Annotated in this window: 12 protein-coding genes; 9 read left to right on the forward strand and 3 right to left on the reverse strand. The window is 69.2% G+C overall.

Features of this window, described 5'->3' with window-relative positions; translation table 11 throughout:
* The coding region (locus AC5Y7V_RS11625; RefSeq protein ID WP_499880200.1) for a TOBE-like domain-containing protein at positions 1-471 on the forward strand (471 nt) is incomplete at its 5' end.
* Position 472: 1 nt separating this feature from the next.
* Here AC5Y7V_RS11625 and AC5Y7V_RS11630 read toward each other — a convergent pair.
* Together AC5Y7V_RS11630 and AC5Y7V_RS11635 are read right to left on the reverse strand one after the other, a co-directional pair.
* Entirely contained in the window at positions 473-793 is a 321-nt protein-coding gene (locus tag AC5Y7V_RS11630) for a DUF732 domain-containing protein (RefSeq protein WP_499880201.1), read from the reverse strand.
* A 95-nt stretch (positions 794-888) separates the two neighbouring features.
* Positions 889-1,251 (reverse strand): DUF732 domain-containing protein, encoded by a 363-nt coding sequence (locus tag AC5Y7V_RS11635; RefSeq protein WP_499880202.1) that lies wholly within the window; start codon positions 1,249-1,251, stop codon positions 889-891.
* Between the two features lie 338 nt (positions 1,252-1,589).
* On the opposite strand from AC5Y7V_RS11635, the gene AC5Y7V_RS11640 reads away from it, so the two are divergent.
* Positions 1,590-2,462: a CDP-alcohol phosphatidyltransferase family protein gene (locus AC5Y7V_RS11640; protein WP_499880203.1), complete on the forward strand. Its 873-nt coding sequence runs from the start codon at positions 1,590-1,592 to the stop codon at positions 2,460-2,462.
* The gene (locus AC5Y7V_RS11645; protein WP_499880204.1) at positions 2,459-3,094 is read left to right on the forward strand and encodes a lysophospholipid acyltransferase family protein; all 636 of its coding nucleotides are present in this window, start codon (positions 2,459-2,461) and stop codon (positions 3,092-3,094) included. Before AC5Y7V_RS11640 ends, AC5Y7V_RS11645 begins: the two co-directional genes overlap by 4 nt.
* Positions 3,095-3,203: 109 nt before the next feature.
* Here AC5Y7V_RS11645 and AC5Y7V_RS11650 read toward each other — a convergent pair whose 3' ends face one another.
* Complete coding sequence (locus AC5Y7V_RS11650; protein WP_499880205.1) at positions 3,204-4,109, reverse strand: phosphatidate cytidylyltransferase; 906 nt, start codon at positions 4,107-4,109, stop codon at positions 3,204-3,206.
* Between the two features lie 165 nt (positions 4,110-4,274).
* Between AC5Y7V_RS11650 and AC5Y7V_RS11655 the strand changes: the two genes are divergently transcribed.
* The 6 genes from AC5Y7V_RS11655 (at position 4,275) to AC5Y7V_RS11680 (ending at position 14,470) form a co-directional block, all read left to right on the forward strand.
* The gene (locus tag AC5Y7V_RS11655) at positions 4,275-6,080 is read left to right on the forward strand and encodes an N-acetylglutaminylglutamine amidotransferase (protein WP_499880206.1); all 1,806 of its coding nucleotides are present in this window, start codon (positions 4,275-4,277) and stop codon (positions 6,078-6,080) included.
* Complete coding sequence (gene ngg / locus AC5Y7V_RS11660; protein ID WP_499880207.1) at positions 6,077-7,897, forward strand: N-acetylglutaminylglutamine synthetase; 1,821 nt, start codon at positions 6,077-6,079, stop codon at positions 7,895-7,897. The genes AC5Y7V_RS11655 and ngg overlap by 4 nt, the downstream gene beginning before the upstream one ends.
* Before the next feature lie 53 nt (positions 7,898-7,950).
* Positions 7,951-9,414, forward strand: coding sequence for an MFS transporter (locus AC5Y7V_RS11665; RefSeq protein ID WP_499880208.1), 1,464 nt, complete (start codon positions 7,951-7,953; stop codon positions 9,412-9,414).
* A 129-nt stretch (positions 9,415-9,543) separates the two neighbouring features.
* Positions 9,544-9,984, forward strand: a complete 441-nt coding sequence (locus AC5Y7V_RS11670) for a hypothetical protein (RefSeq protein ID WP_499880618.1) — start codon at positions 9,544-9,546, stop codon at positions 9,982-9,984.
* A 147-nt stretch (positions 9,985-10,131) separates the two neighbouring features.
* Complete coding sequence (locus AC5Y7V_RS11675) at positions 10,132-12,309, forward strand: glutamine synthetase III family protein (protein WP_499880209.1); 2,178 nt, start codon at positions 10,132-10,134, stop codon at positions 12,307-12,309.
* 226 nt (positions 12,310-12,535) lie between these two features.
* A complete protein-coding gene (locus AC5Y7V_RS11680) occupies positions 12,536-14,470 on the forward strand; it encodes a serine/threonine-protein kinase (RefSeq protein ID WP_499880210.1) in 1,935 nt (644 codons plus the stop codon).
* Positions 14,471-14,473 lie beyond the last annotated feature (3 nt).

Here is a 14,473-nt window from a genome sequence, read left to right on the forward strand (position 1 = left end):
CTGGTGACCCATGACCAGCAGGAGGCGCTGGACGTGGCGGATCGGATCGCGGTGCTCAACAAGGGCCGCATCGAGCAGGTCGGGGCACCGCTCGAGGTCTATGACTCCCCGGCGAACACATTCGTGATGTCCTTCTTGGGCGCGGTGTCCGTGCTGAACGGCGCGCTGGTCCGCCCGCATGACATTCGGGTGGGCCGCAACCCCGACATGGCGGTCTCCGGCGGGGACGGCACGGCGGAGTCCATTGGGGTGGTGCGCGCCACCGTGGATCGGGTGGTCGCGCTGGGTTTCGAGGTGCGCGTGGAACTGAGCGCCGAGCCCACCGGTGGCCCGTTCACCGCCCAGATCACCCGCGGCGACGCCGAGGCGCTGGCGCTACGCGACGGCGACACCGTCTACGTGCGCGCCACCCGCGTGCCGCCCATTGCCAGCGAGGGGACGGAAGACCGGGCGGACCTGCGGACCGCGTGACCTACCCGGTCGTCGTCCGGTATTGCGGGCAGTACGCGGACGACGACAACCCCAGGAAGAAGCCGGCTTGCCTGGCCGACAGATTCGCGTCCTTCATCAGCTTCATCACCAGCAGGGGGCGCGTCGTGCCCTGGCCGAGCAGGGCACACATGTTCCGGCCCATCTGGATGGCCAAATTGTTGTCCGAGATCGGGATCGCCTGGCCCGCAAGGGCCGCGATGAACGCGTCATCGCTCGGGTCGGCCGATGCCGGCGCGGCGGCGCATAGCACGGCCGCGACGAACGTCGACCACGTCCCAAGACCTACCCTCGCGTGGGCCACGGTTCCTCATATATGCGGACGAATTTGCGTCAATCAAAAATAACGCGGCCGCACCTCAGGGCGTTAGCAGAAAGTCGTCCGACGCGAACTCGGGCTCACATCATCGGCGGGAACGGGACCATCCAGTTCATCGAGTTGTCGGTCTTTCCCCGGTATTGCGGGCAGTAGGCCGCCACCGAAAGTCCGACGAAGTAGCCGGCCTGCTTCGGGTTGAGATCGGTGTCCTTCACGATCCGCATCGCCGCCGCGGTCGAGGGCTCACCCTTGTCGAATCCGGCGCACACCGTGTGGCCCATCGACACCGCGGTGCCCCGGTCCGACATCGAGATCCCGTTTTTCGCCAGAGCCGCGACGAACGCGTCGTCGATCGGCTCCGCCGAGGCGGGCGCCGCGCCCAGCAGCGCGACCGCGGACAGTAGGACCCCGCAGGCCGTCGACCACGCACTCCTCCGGGTCATGGCCTCCCTCTGAACGGGTGAATCGGCGCCAAGTCAAGAACGACTTGGTTGAACGGTAACCGAAATCTGCACATTCTTCTCGCCGAGCGGCCGCAAGAATTCCGCAAGAACTTCGCGACGAAGCGGCAAGCGCCCGGGAGCAACGTATGGGTCGCCGGGTCACGACGACCGGCCCGCACGAAAAGTTCGCAAGAAAAGTGTCCGACCGCGGGGGAGCGGTGGCTCTTACCAATGCGAGCGGCCCACCGGGCGGCGGCCGGAGATCTTGGGACCGGTAGCGGCCAGGGGCGGGTCAACTTGCACACAACTACAGACCACCGACCAGAGAGGAAACCCCGGTGAGCACCGACCTCGACAACGCGCCGACACAGCGCACGCGCGGCATCAGCACGCTGACCCCGGTGAGCGAGCCCCGCGTCGCCCACCGCGGCTGCTACGCGTCGGGATCGCGCGCGCTCGCGGTGACCGAGACGTCCACGCTCCCGCGGATCAGGGTCGTCGCCCCCGCCACGAGCCCGGTGCCCGCGGCAACCAAGGCCCCGCGGAAGTGGCAGGGCCTCTACGCGCTGAAGCCGTGGTACACCCGCCGCTTGACGCCGATCGTGAACGTCGCGGTGCGCCGCAACATCTCGCCGGACGTCTTCACCGTCGCCGGCGTGCTGGCGGCGGGCGTGGCCGGAGTGACGGTCGCGCTGGGATGGTGGCCCCTGACGGCGGTGTTCCTGGCGCTGCGGCTGGCCGGGGCCAACCTCGACGGCGCGGTCGCCCGCGCTCGCGGCGTGAGCCGGCCGTGGGGATTCGTCGTCAACGAGATCGGCGACCGCGCCTCGGACATGTTGACCTTCGCGGGCCTCGCGGTGTGGGCGGCGCGGCAGCGCGGCCCGGGTCTGCACTGGCTGTCCTGGCCGGTGCTCATGGTGCTGGTGGCCGCGCTGGCCGCGACGCTGCCCACCTTCGCCTCGCTGGCCGGCGCCGCCGCCGGCGCGCCGCGCCGCAATGGTGGCCCGCTCGGCAAGACCGAGCGCTGCCTGTTCGTTTTCCTGGCCACCGCCTTCCCGGTCATCCTGCCGGTGGTGTGCACCCAGCTGGTGAACGGCTCGCTGATCACCACCGTGCTGCGGCTGCGGGCCGCCCACCGCGAGCTGGCGGCCAAGCGTCAGGACGGCCCGGCCGCGCAGGCCACGCAGGAATTGGCGGTGCTGGCATCATGACCGCGACCCGGATCAGCAGCGTCCTGCGAAACCGCCTGTGGCGGGCGGTGTGCGCCGTTTCCGGCGGGCTGACCGTCACCGGCCGCTGGGGCGCGCCGGGCGGCTGCGTGGTGGTGGCCAACCACTCCTCGCACGCCGACACCGCGGTGCTGCTGGCCGCGCTGCCCGCCGGCGCCCAGCCGGTGTTCGCCGCGGCGGCCGACTACTGGTTCGACGTGCCGGTGCGCCGGTTCGTGGCGTCCTCGCTGATCGGCATCCTGCCCGTGCGGCGGTCCGGCAAGGACACCTACGCACAGCTGCTGGCCGCGGCCCGCCCGGCGCTGAAGGCCGGACGCACCGTCGTCATCTACCCCGAGGGCACCCGGTCGACGGACGGGAGCATCGCCGAATTCCGTTCCGGCGCTGTCCGGTTGGCGCGCGACTGCGGCGTGCCGATCGTCCCGGTCGCGGTGCTGGGCACCGCCGAGGTGCTGCCCAAGGGCGCGAGCTTCATCTCCCACGCGCCGATGCAGGTCCGCATCGGGGAGCCCGTCGACCCGGCGCTCACGTCCGCGGCGCAGCTGCGGGAGCAGGTCATCGGCTTGCGGGACGGCTCGTCGCCCAAGCCGCTCGAGCTGCTGCACGCCGCGTGACGCTGCCGCATCGGGCCCCGCACCGAGCGTGAACTGAGTGCGACATCTTGCGACTTTTTTCGCAGCCGGTTCACGTTCGGCGCGGCGTGGGGCTCAAGACGCGGCCGACTCAGCCGAGGAGATAGGCCAGCGGGAGGACCAGCAACAGCGAGTCGATCCGGTCGAGCAGGCCGCCGAAGCCCGGCAGCCAGGTGCCCGCGTCCTTGACCTGGGCCTGCCGCTTCACCATCGATTCGACGAGGTCGCCGAGCACCCCGCCGAACGCCACCGCCACCAGCAGGCCGAGGGTCATCGTGCCCAGCAGGGTCAGCACCAGAAACGCGCCCACCACCGCGCCGACCAACCCGCCGACCGTCTTGTTGGGGCTCAACGGGGACAACGGCTTTCGCGCCCACCGGAAGAATCGCAGCCCCTTCCCGCCACACCACGCCGCCACGTCGGTGGCCGCCGCCGCGAAGCACACCAAGTATGCGTCGGACCACAACGTCACCAGGTGCGCCAGGGACCAACAGATCCACACCGAACCGAACGCGGTGAAAGTGGTCCGCCTGCTCCCGTGTTCGACGTCGCCGCTGAACACCGAGGGCAACGCGCACGCCAGCACGACGATCGGCGCGAGCCGCAGCAGCGGCGGATGCAGCCACGCCGCAAGCGGATACAGCACGGCCAGCGCCAGCAGCAGATACGTGTCGACCTTGCCGAGTTTCACCAGGCGCGCGTACTCGAACACCGCGACCACGGCCAGCGCGGCCGCCAACGTCGCAGTGGTGCCCCGCCCGATCCAGATCGGGATGCCGACCACCGGCGCGATCATCACCCACGTCGTCCACCGCCGGATCAGCTCACGCCGGCGCGACGCCAGCACCACGACGCCGGCGATCACCAGGATCACCACGGTGACCCACAGGAAGAACACCGAGCGCGCGTAGAGGTGCACGTGCAGCGGACCGATGTCGAAGTTGAGCGGCAACCGCCGATCCATATGCAGGATCCGCAGGTAGTAGTCGACCAGCATCAGCGTGGCCCGTCCACATCAGCCTCCCAGCAAACTGTGGTCCAGGAAACGATAAGCCGTCCCGCCCGATCCAGGAAATGAAATCGCGTCATTGGGGTCGACGTCGGCTACCTGCCCCCGCGGCCGCGCTGCCGCCCCGGATCGGCTCGCGGTAGGGTCAAAGGAGTGTGTGGACTCACCGGTGAGGTTCGACTCGACGGCCGGGTTCCCGACGTAGCGGCGGTGTCAGCAATGGCTGCCGTCATGGCGCCCAGGGGGCCGGACGCGGCGGGGGCCTGGTCACAGGGCCGGGTCGCCCTAGGGCATCGGCGCCTCAAAATCATCGATCTGACCGAAGCCGGCGCCCAGCCGATGGTCGACTCGGAGCTCGGCCTGGCGGTCGCCTGGAACGGCTGCATCTACAACTACAAGGAATTGCGCCGCGAGCTCACGGACCACGGCTACCGGTTCTTTTCGCACAGCGACACCGAGGTTCTGCTCAAGGCCTACCACCGCTGGGGCGACGACTTCGTCAGCCACCTGTACGGGATGTTCGCCTTCGTCATCGTCGAGCGCGACAGCGGGCGGGTGGTGCTCGGCCGGGATCGGCTCGGCATCAAACCGCTGTACGTGAGCGAGGACGGTCACCGGATCCGGTTCGCGTCGACGCTTCCCGCGCTGCTGGCCGGCGGCGGCCTGGACACCCGGATCGATCCCGTTGCGCTGCACCACTACATGACGTTCCACTCGGTGGTGCCGCCGCCGCTGACGATTCTGCGCGGCGTGCGCAAAATCCCCCCCGCCTCGCTGCTCGCCATCGAGCCCGACGGCCGGCGCAGCACCACCACCTACTGGGCGCCGGACTTCACCAGGCGCGCCGACCGCTCCGACTGGTCGGAACGCGACTGGGAGGACGCGGTGCTGTCCACGCTGCGGGTCGCGGTCGAGCGCCGGCTGGTCGCCGACGTCCCCGTCGGCTGCCTGCTGTCCGGCGGGGTCGACTCCAGCCTCATCGTCGGGCTGCTCGCCGAGGCGGGCCAGCATGGGCTGTCGACGTTCTCGATCGGCTTCGAGTCGGCCGGCGGCGTCGAGGGCGACGAGTTCCGCTGGTCGGACATCATCGCCCGCCGCTTCGAAACCGACCACCACCAGATCCGCATCGGGACCGACCGGATGCTGCCCGCGCTCGACGGGGCGATCGCCGCCATGAGCGAGCCCATGGTCAGCCACGATTGCGTCGCGTTCTACCTGCTGAGCCAGGAGGTCGCGCGCCACGTCAAGGTGGTGCAGTCGGGTCAGGGCGCCGACGAGGTGTTCGCCGGCTACCACTGGTACCCGCCGATGGGCTCGCCGGCGGCGGCGACGCTGGACGGGGCGGTCGCCGAGTACCGCGGCGCCTTCTTCGACCGCGATTCGGCCGAGCTGGCGGGCCTGCTGGCGCCGGGCAACCTGGCGCCGGGCGACCCCAGCCAGCGCTTCGTGTCCGAACACTTCGCGCGCGCCGGCGCCGAAACCGGCATCGACCGCGCGCTGCGGCTGGACACCACCGTGATGCTGGTGGACGACCCGGTGAAACGGGTGGACAACATGACCATGGCGTGGGGGTTGGAGGGCCGGGTTCCGTTCCTCGATCACGAGCTGGTCGAGCTGGCGGCGACCTGCCCCCCGGAGCTCAAGATCGCCCACGACGGCAAGGGCGTGCTCAAACAGGCTGCGCGACGGGTGATCCCGTCGGAGGTCATCGACCGGCCCAAGGGCTACTTCCCGGTTCCCGCGTTGACCCACCTCGAAGGGCCCTACCTGGACATGGTTCGCGACGCCCTCTACGCGCCGGTCGCCAAGGAGCGCGGGCTGTTCAACTCCGAAGCGGTCGACGCCCTGCTGGCCGACCCGAACGGCAAGCTCACCCCGCTGCGCGGCAACGAACTGTGGCAGATCGCCCTGCTCGAACTGTGGCTGCAGCGTCATGGCGTGACGGGCCCGGCCGCGTGACCGCCGTCGACCCCGCCGAGGATCACTCGCACGATCACACCGAGGATCACACCGAGGCCATCACCATGGGCCTGCACGACGCCTCCCCGCCGGAGCTCGTGGACGCGATGGCCAAGGACGTCGAACTCGAAATGGGTTGGGGCCGACTCATTTTCGGACAGACCTTCGCGGACGCGGAGACGCTGGCCGAGACGCTGCGCCGCGAGGTCGCCGGGCGGCGCGACATCTGCATCTACGCGCGCGAATCCCATGTGGTGGTCGCCGGGGCGCCGACCGAGCTCTTCATCGACCCCAGCCACACCTACCGGCTGCGCTTCACCGGCCACCCGGACGAGGAACGCCTGGCGCCGTCGCCGGTCGGCATGACGGTGCGCACGCTGAACGACCCGGGCGACGCCGACGCGATGAACCGGGTGTTCGTGCGCTGCGGCATGGTGCCCGCGCCGGTGGAGACCATCTGGGACAACCACCTGCACGCCGATGCGGTGACCTACCTGCTGGCCGTGCGTGACGACGACGGTGCCGTGGTCGGCACCGTCACCGGCGTCGACCACGAGTTGCTCTTCTCTGATCCCGAGGAGGGCTCGAGCCTGTGGACGCTGGCGGTCGACCCCGCCGCGGCGCTGCCCGGGGTGGGTGAGGCCCTGACCCGGGCGGTGGCCGATCACTTCCGGCGCGCGGGCCGGGCCTACATGGACCTGTCGGTGGCGCACGACAACGCCGCGGCCATCGGCCTTTACGAGAAGCTCGGCTTCGTCCGCGTTCCGGTGCTGGCGATCAAGCGGAAGAACGCGATCAACGAACCGCTGTTCACCGCGCCCCCCGAGACGGTCGAGGACCTCAACCCCTACGCCCGGATCATCGCCGACGAGGCCATGCGCCGCGGCATCTGGGTCGAGGTCCTGGACGCCGAGACCGGCGAGATGCGGCTCACGCACGGCGGCCGCAGCGTGATCACCCGCGAATCGCTGTCCGAGTTCACCTCGGCCGTCGCGATGTGCCGTTGCGACGACAAACGTTTGACGCGGCGGCTGGTCTCGGAGGCGGGCATCACCGTGCCGCGCGCGCGCCTGGCCACGTTCGACGACGGCGACTTCGCCTTCCTGCAGGAGGTCGGCGAGGTCGTCGTGAAACCGACGCGCGGGGAGCAGGGCAAGGGCATCACCGTGGGGGTGCCGGCCGAAAAGGGTCCCGACGAGCTCGCCGCGGCGCTGGCGCGGGCGCGCCAGCACTACCCGGAGGTGCTCATCGAGGAGCGCGTCGACGGCGACGACCTCCGCCTGGTGGTGATCAACGGCCGGGTCGTCGCCGCCGCGCTGCGCAGGCCGCCCGAGATCATCGGCACGGGCGACCACACCGTGCGGGACCTGATCGCGGCCGAGAGCCGCCGCCGCTCGGCGGCCACCGGGGGCGAGTCCAAGATCCCGATCGACGACATCACCGAGGCGACCGTGGCCGAGGCCGGCTGGCAGCTGGACGACATACTGCCGCAAGGGAATCGGCTGCGCGTTCGGCGCACCGCCAACCTGCATCAGGGCGGCACGATCCACGATGTCACGGCCCAGGTGAACCCGGAACTGTGCCGCGTCGCGGTGGCGGCGGCCGAGGCGATCGGCATCCCGGTGACGGGCATCGACCTGCTGGTGCCCGACGTCACCGGGGCCGACTATGCGTTCATCGAGGCCAACGAGCGACCGGGGCTCGCCAACCACGAGCCGCAACCCACGGCCGCGGCGTTCATCGACTACCTGTTCCCCGGTCAACCGGGCCAGCCACCGGCGTGGACTCCCGAGGAGTCGCGCTCTGACCGGGACTGAGCTTGCGATACGCCTTGTTTGGGTAGTTCTCTGCTCACCCGGATAGGAGTCATATGAGCGCAGGCGTGCAAACCGGCACCATCACCACCCATATCCCGGCGCGGCTGGACCGGCTGCCCTGGTCGCGGTTTCACTGGCGCGTGGTCATCGGGCTCGGCGGCGTCTGGATCCTCGACGGCCTCGAGGTCACCATGGTGGGCAACGTGTCGTCCCGCCTTACCGAGAAGGGCAGCGGCATCGGCCTCAACCCCGCGCAGATCGGCGTGGCGGCGGCGTTCTACATCGCCGGGGCCTGCCTGGGCGCGCTGGTGTTCGGTCATCTGACCGACCGGTTCGGGCGGCGCAACCTGTTCATCCTGACGCTCGTCGTGTATCTGACCGCCACCGTCGCAACCGCATTCGCCTTCGCGCCTTGGTATTTCTTCATCGCCCGCTTCTTCACCGGCGCGGGCATCGGCGGCGAATACGCCGCGATCAATTCGGCGATCGACGAGTTGATCCCGGCTCGTGTGCGCGGTCGGGTGGACCTGGTGATCAACGGGACCTACTGGCTGGGCTCGGCCGCCGGCGCCGCCGGGGCGCTCGTCCTGCTGGACACGTCGAACTTCGCGCCGAACATCGGCTGGCGCCTGGCCTTCGGCGTCGGCGCCATCTTCGGCATCTTCGTCCTGCTGGTCCGGCGCAACGTTCCCGAGAGTCCGCGCTGGTTGTTCATCCACGGCCGCGCGGAGGAGGCCGAGCGGGTGGTCGGCGAGATCGAAGGCGAGGTGCGGCGGGGGAGCGACAAACCGCTGCCCGAACCGGCGGGCCGACCCCTCAAAATTCGTCAGCGCGAGACGATTTCGTTCCGGGAGATCGCGAGGGTGGCGTTCACGCTGTATCCGCGTCGCGCGGTGCTCGGCCTGGCGCTGTTCATCGGGCAGGCGTTCCTGTACAACGGCGTCACGTTCAACCTCGGCACGCTGTTGAGCGGCTTCTACGGCGTCCCGTCCGGCAAGGTGCCGGTGTTTTTCATCCTCTGGGCGGCAAGCAATTTCATCGGGCCCCTGGCGCTGGGGCACCTGTTCGACACCGTCGGCCGCAAACCGATGATCACGGCGACCTACATCGGCTCCGCCGTCGTGACGGTCGTCCTCGCGGTCGTGTTCGTCACCCAGACCGGCGGGGCCTGGACGTTCATCGGGATCCTGGCGGTGGCGTTCTTCCTGGCGTCGGCGGGCGCCAGCGCGGCGTACCTGACGGTGAGTGAGATCTTCCCGATGGAGACCCGGGCGCTGGCGATCGCGTTCTTCTACGCGGTGGGAACGGCGATCGGCGGCATCAGCGGCCCGTTGTTGTTCGGTCAGCTGATCGATTCCGGACAGCGCGGCCTGGTGGCCTGGTCGTTCCTCATCGGCGCGGCGGTGATGGCGATCGCGGGCCTGGTCGAGCTGTGGCTCGGCGTCGCGGCCGAACGGCGCCCGCTCGAGGAGCTGGCCCTGCCGTTGACGGTGGCCGACGCCGAGCGCGAGGGCTAGCGCCGCCCGCGCCGAGCCTGCGCGCAGAGCGTCAAAACGCGAAAATTCCCGCTCTGGACGCAGACTCGGCGCAAGGAGATCCTCGCCACATGGAAACCCGGGGACGTTTCACGGGATGATTCCCGGGTGATGCGCTCGCGGCGGGTGGTCCAGATCCGCCGGATCCGCGAATGGCTGGCGTTGTGCGCGGCGATCGCGTTGATCCCGTGGACCGTCTATCTGGGATTCACCTTGCCGCAGGACTACACCGCGCAGCATTGGCAGGCGACCTGGGTCGGCTTCGACATCCTGTTGCTCGCGTTCATGATCGCGACCGCGGTGCTCGGCTTCCTGCACCACCAACTGCTGACGCTGTTCGCGTTCGCGACGGGAGTGCTGCTCGTGTGCGACGCCTGGTTCGACGTGCTGACGGCCGAAGGCGGCGACCTCGTCGTGTCGGCGCTCATCGCCGGGCTGGTGGAATTGCCGTTGGCGGCGGTGCTGATCGTCGGACCCTTGCGCATCGCGCGCCTGCAGGGGCCCCCGTTCGGCCGGGGACGGCGACCGTTTCGGGCGCGTCGCCGGCGCTGATCCCGCCGGCGCGCGTCTCACGATCGAAACCATTGCGGGGCCGCCGTTGACACGTGCGTAACAAAATTGGCATGGAACGTTCCTACTGTTGGGCGGTCCACTTTCCGGCATGGAAATCGTGGGCCCCCCTCAGCGATAGGAACTCAATTGAGCGGAAACGCGGTTCGCCTGCAGGCGATCAACAACGTCGAGGCGTATGTCCCCCCAGCCATCAGTTTCGTGACTGGCGAAGAGCCCGGCGCGGTCTTCGGCTCGAACGTCTTCACGAAGGCCGAGATGCAGGCCCGGCTGCCCAAGTCGGTGTTCAAGTCCGTCGTCGCGACCATCGAGAAGGGCACCAAGCTCGACCCCGCGGTGGCGGACACGGTCGCCGTGGCGATGAAGGACTGGGCGCTGGAAAAGGGTGCCACCCACTACGCGCATGTCTTCTACCCCATGACCGGGCTCACCGCCGAGAAGCACGACAGCTTCCTGGAGCCCATCTCCGACGGCCAGACGCTGGCCGAGTTCGCCGGCAAGACCCTAATCCAGGGTGAGCCCGACGCGTCGAGCTTCCCGTCGGGTGGCCTGCGCAGCACGTTCGAGGCGCGCGGTTACACCGGCTGGGACGTCACCAGCCCCGCCTACATCCTGGAGAACCCGAACGGCAACACGCTGTGCATCCCGACGGTGTTCGTCTCGATGACCGGCGAGGCCTTGGACTATAAGACGCCGCTGCTGCGCAGTCAGCAGGCGATGGGCAAACACGCCGAGCGTGTCCTGAAGCTCTTCGGCCACAAGGACCTCAACCACGTCGTCTCGTTCTGCGGCCCGGAGCAGGAGTACTTCCTGGTCGACCGCCATTTCTTCCTGGCGCGCCCGGACCTCGTCAACGCCGGGCGCACCCTGTTCGGCGCCAAGCCCCCCAAGGGCCAGGAGTTCGACGACCACTACTTCGGCGCGGTGCCCGAGCGTGTGCTGGGCTTCATGATGGACACCGAGCGGGAGCTGTTCAAGCTCGGCATCCCGGCCAAGACCCGGCACAACGAGGTGGCCCCCGGCCAGTTCGAGATCGCGCCGATGTTCGAGCGGGCCAACATCGCCTCCGACCACCAGCAGCTGCTGATGACGATCTTCAAGACCATCGCCAAGAAGCACGGGATGGAGTGCCTCTTCCACGAAAAGCCCTTCGCCGGCGTCAACGGGTCGGGCAAGCACGTCAACTTCTCGATGGGCAACTCCGAGCTGGGCTCGCTGCTGGTCCCGGGCGACACCCCGCACGAGAACGCCCAGTTCCTGGTGTTCTGCGCCGCCGTGATCCGCGCCGTGCACAAGTTCTCCGGCCTGCTACGGGTTTCGGTCGCCTCGGCGACCAACGACCACCGCCTCGGCGCCAATGAGGCGCCGCCGGCGATCATCTCGATATTCCTCGGCGAACAGCTCGCCGACGTCTTCGAGCAGATCGCCAAGGGCGCGGCCACCTCCTCAAAGGGCAAGGGCACCATGATCATCGGCGTCGACACCCTGCCACACCTGCCGACCGACGCCGGCGACCGCAACCGCACCAGCCCATTCGCCTTCACCGGCAACCGGTTCGAGTTCCGGGCTCCGGGCTCCGGGCAGACGGTCGCGGTGCCGTTGATCATCCTGAACACGATCATGGCCGACTCGCTCGACTACATGGCCACGATCCTGGAAGAGGCCGTGGGCAAGGGCGAGGACTTCGACAAGGCGGTCCAGAAACTGCTAACCGACGTCATCACCGAACACGGCGCGGTCGTGTTCAACGGGGACGGGTATTCGGATAATTGGCAGATCGAGGCGGCAGAGCGCGGGTTGCCGAACCTCAAGACGTCGCTGGACGCCATTCCGGAGCTGATCAAGCCCGAAGCCGTCGAACTCTTCGGCAAATACGGCGTGTTCAACGAGCGCGAGCTGCACAGCCGCTACGAGGTCCGCTTGGAGCAGTACGCGCTGACCATCGGGGTCGAGGCGAAGCTGGCGCTGGAGCTGGGGACGACGGTGATCCTGCCCGCCGCGATCCGGTACCAGACCGAGCTCGCGCAGAACGTGGCGAGCCTCAAGGCCGCCGGAATCGAGCCGAGTTTGGCGGCGCTGGAATCGGTTTCGGGGCCGATCGCCGATCTCGAAGCCGCGCTCGGCACGCTGAAGGCGGCGCTGGCGGACCAGTCGGCATCGTCGGCGCTCGAGGAGGCCACGCAGGCCCAGAAAGAGCTGCTGCCCGCGATGGCGGCGGTGCGCACGGCGGCCGACACGCTGGAAAGCGTTGTCGCCGACGACCTGTGGCCGCTTCCCACCTACCAGGAGATGCTGTACATCCTGTGATAGACATCGTCGGGTGTGGGGGCCGGCCGCGCCAGCGGCGGTGATCCGCGGCCCCCACACCCGACGATCCACGTGCGACGCGAGCGCAAGAATTTCGCAAGAAACTCGCCAACTTCTGCCAAGTGCTGTGCCGCAACCTTTCCGCTGACGGGCCTTGCCCCGTAACAGACCGGAAAGGGACACAAAAGTGCCGCAAAGCCGCGAAGACAAGACTTACGATTCGGCCATGTCGCTCGAAGCCGGCCAGGTATTCGCCGGGTATACGATCCTGCGGCTGCTGGGTTCCGGCGGCATGGGCCAGGTCTATTTGGCGGCGCACCCGCGACTGCCGCGCGAGGACGCGCTCAAGGTGCTGCCGCCCGACCTGACCGCCGACGAGGAGTTTCGCGCCCGGTTCGTGCGCGAGGCGGACCTTGCGGCGGGCCTGTCGCATCCGCACATCGTGCGGGTGCACGACCGCGGCGAAGAGGACGGCCACTTCTGGATCTCGATGGCCTACGTGCCCGGCACCGACGCGGGCCGGCTGTTGCGCGGAAGCTACCCCGGCGGAATGCCGCTCGAGGAGGTGGTGCCGATCATCACCGCGGTCGCCGAGGCGCTGGATTACGCACACCATCGCGGCCTGCTGCACCGCGACGTCAAGCCGGCCAACATCCTGCTGGCCGAACCCGACGGGCAGGCGCGGCGGGTGTTTCTGGCCGACTTCGGGATCGCGCGCCGCATCGATGACGCGACCGGGCTGACCGCGACCAACATGACGGTCGGCACGGCGGCCTACGCGGCGCCCGAACAGCTCAAGGGCGAGCCGGTCGACGGGCGCGCCGACCAATACGCCTTGGCCTGCACCGCATTTCACCTGCTGACCGGCGGGCAACCGTATGTCGACTCCAATCCCGCCGTGGTGATCAGCCAGCACGTCAACGCCCCGCCGCCGTTGATCGGTGCGCAGCGACCGGAGTTGGCGCTGCTCGATCCGGTGTTCGCGACCGCGATGGCCAAGGACCCGTCCGGCCGGTTCGCCAGCTGCGGGGAGTTCGCCGCCCACCTCGGCGGGCAGCCGCTGCCGAGCTTCGCCTACGCCGGCGAGATCCCGGCCCGCCCGGACAGCGAAATCACCCAACCCTCGTTCGGCGTGGCCGCGCCGACCGTCCCGATGCGGCCGAAACCGGCCGCCTGGAAGCGGCTGGGCCGCCGGCCGGCGGTACTGATCCCCGCCCTGGCGGGCGTCGCGTTGCTGATCGCCGGCGGTGTCTTCGCCACCGAGAAGCTCGCACAGTCCAACAAGCCGGCGAACACCGCGGCGCCCACGGCCAGCCCCGGGCCCAAGGGGCCGCCGCCCAACACGGGTCCCTTCACGGGCGTCTACCGGGCGGACTTCGCCCGGATCACCAGCATCGAAGGCATGCCGCCCCCGGGCGCCGCGCCGTCGGGCGAAACCTGGGCCGTCAGCTCGGCGTGCCGGCCGACCGGTTGCGTGGCGACCGCGACCCGCCTGACCGGTGAGACCATGCAGGTGCCGACGATCGTGTTCGATCAGGTCGACGGGGCCTGGCGGGCCGTCACCGCCGGCACGAGCACGTGCGGCGGCAGCAACGCCGAGGGCGAGATCTGGGAAACGTTCACGCTGCAACCGCGTCCCGACGGCACGCTCGCGGGCGAGGCCACCGAGATCATGGCCAAGGGCTGCGCCAACAAACGCAACGTGACCTTCACCCGCACCGGAGACGTCGACCTCGGCAGCGTGGCCGACCCGAACGCGCTGCCGCCGCGGGTGGCGTCACCGGCCGAAGCGCTGCACGGCCACTACCACGAATCCGATGTCACGCCAACCGGATTCAAAGGCCAGCAAGATTACGTCGTCCGCACGGACTGCCTGCGCACGGGCGATCGGTGCATGAGCTTCTTCCACGCACCCCCGGCGTCCGCCATGGCGTTGGTGTTCGGCGCCGGGGAGTGGATCTACGACCGCGAGTTCGACGGCCGCTGCTCGAAGGGCGGCACGGCGCACGTGCGGATCGTCGTGCATTTTCCGATGCCGCAACCGGCCCAGGACCCGATCGCGTTGCTCACCGGGCACGGCCACGAGGACGTGATGAATTCCGCGGGCACCAACTGCGGCAGCACGGATGTCGACGCGAAGTTCGCGCGCACCGGCGACTAGCGG

Source organism: Mycobacterium sp. NGS34 (assembly GCF_059812845.1).

Excerpts from the sequence above, each read along its gene's own strand:
- AC5Y7V_RS11635 (WP_499880202.1), bottom strand. The coding sequence starts at position 1,251 with ATGACCCGGAGGAGTGCGTGGTCGACGGCCTGCGGGGTCCTACTGTCC.
- AC5Y7V_RS11645 (WP_499880204.1), top strand. The coding sequence starts at position 2,459 with ATGACCGCGACCCGGATCAGCAGCGTCCTGCGAAACCGCCTGTGGCGG.
- AC5Y7V_RS11650 (WP_499880205.1), bottom strand. The coding sequence starts at position 4,109 with ATGCTGGTCGACTACTACCTGCGGATCCTGCATATGGATCGGCGGTTG.
- AC5Y7V_RS11665 (WP_499880208.1), top strand. The coding sequence starts at position 7,951 with ATGAGCGCAGGCGTGCAAACCGGCACCATCACCACCCATATCCCGGCG.
- AC5Y7V_RS11670 (WP_499880618.1), top strand. The coding sequence starts at position 9,544 with ATGCGCTCGCGGCGGGTGGTCCAGATCCGCCGGATCCGCGAATGGCTG.
- AC5Y7V_RS11680 (WP_499880210.1), top strand. The coding sequence starts at position 12,536 with ATGTCGCTCGAAGCCGGCCAGGTATTCGCCGGGTATACGATCCTGCGG.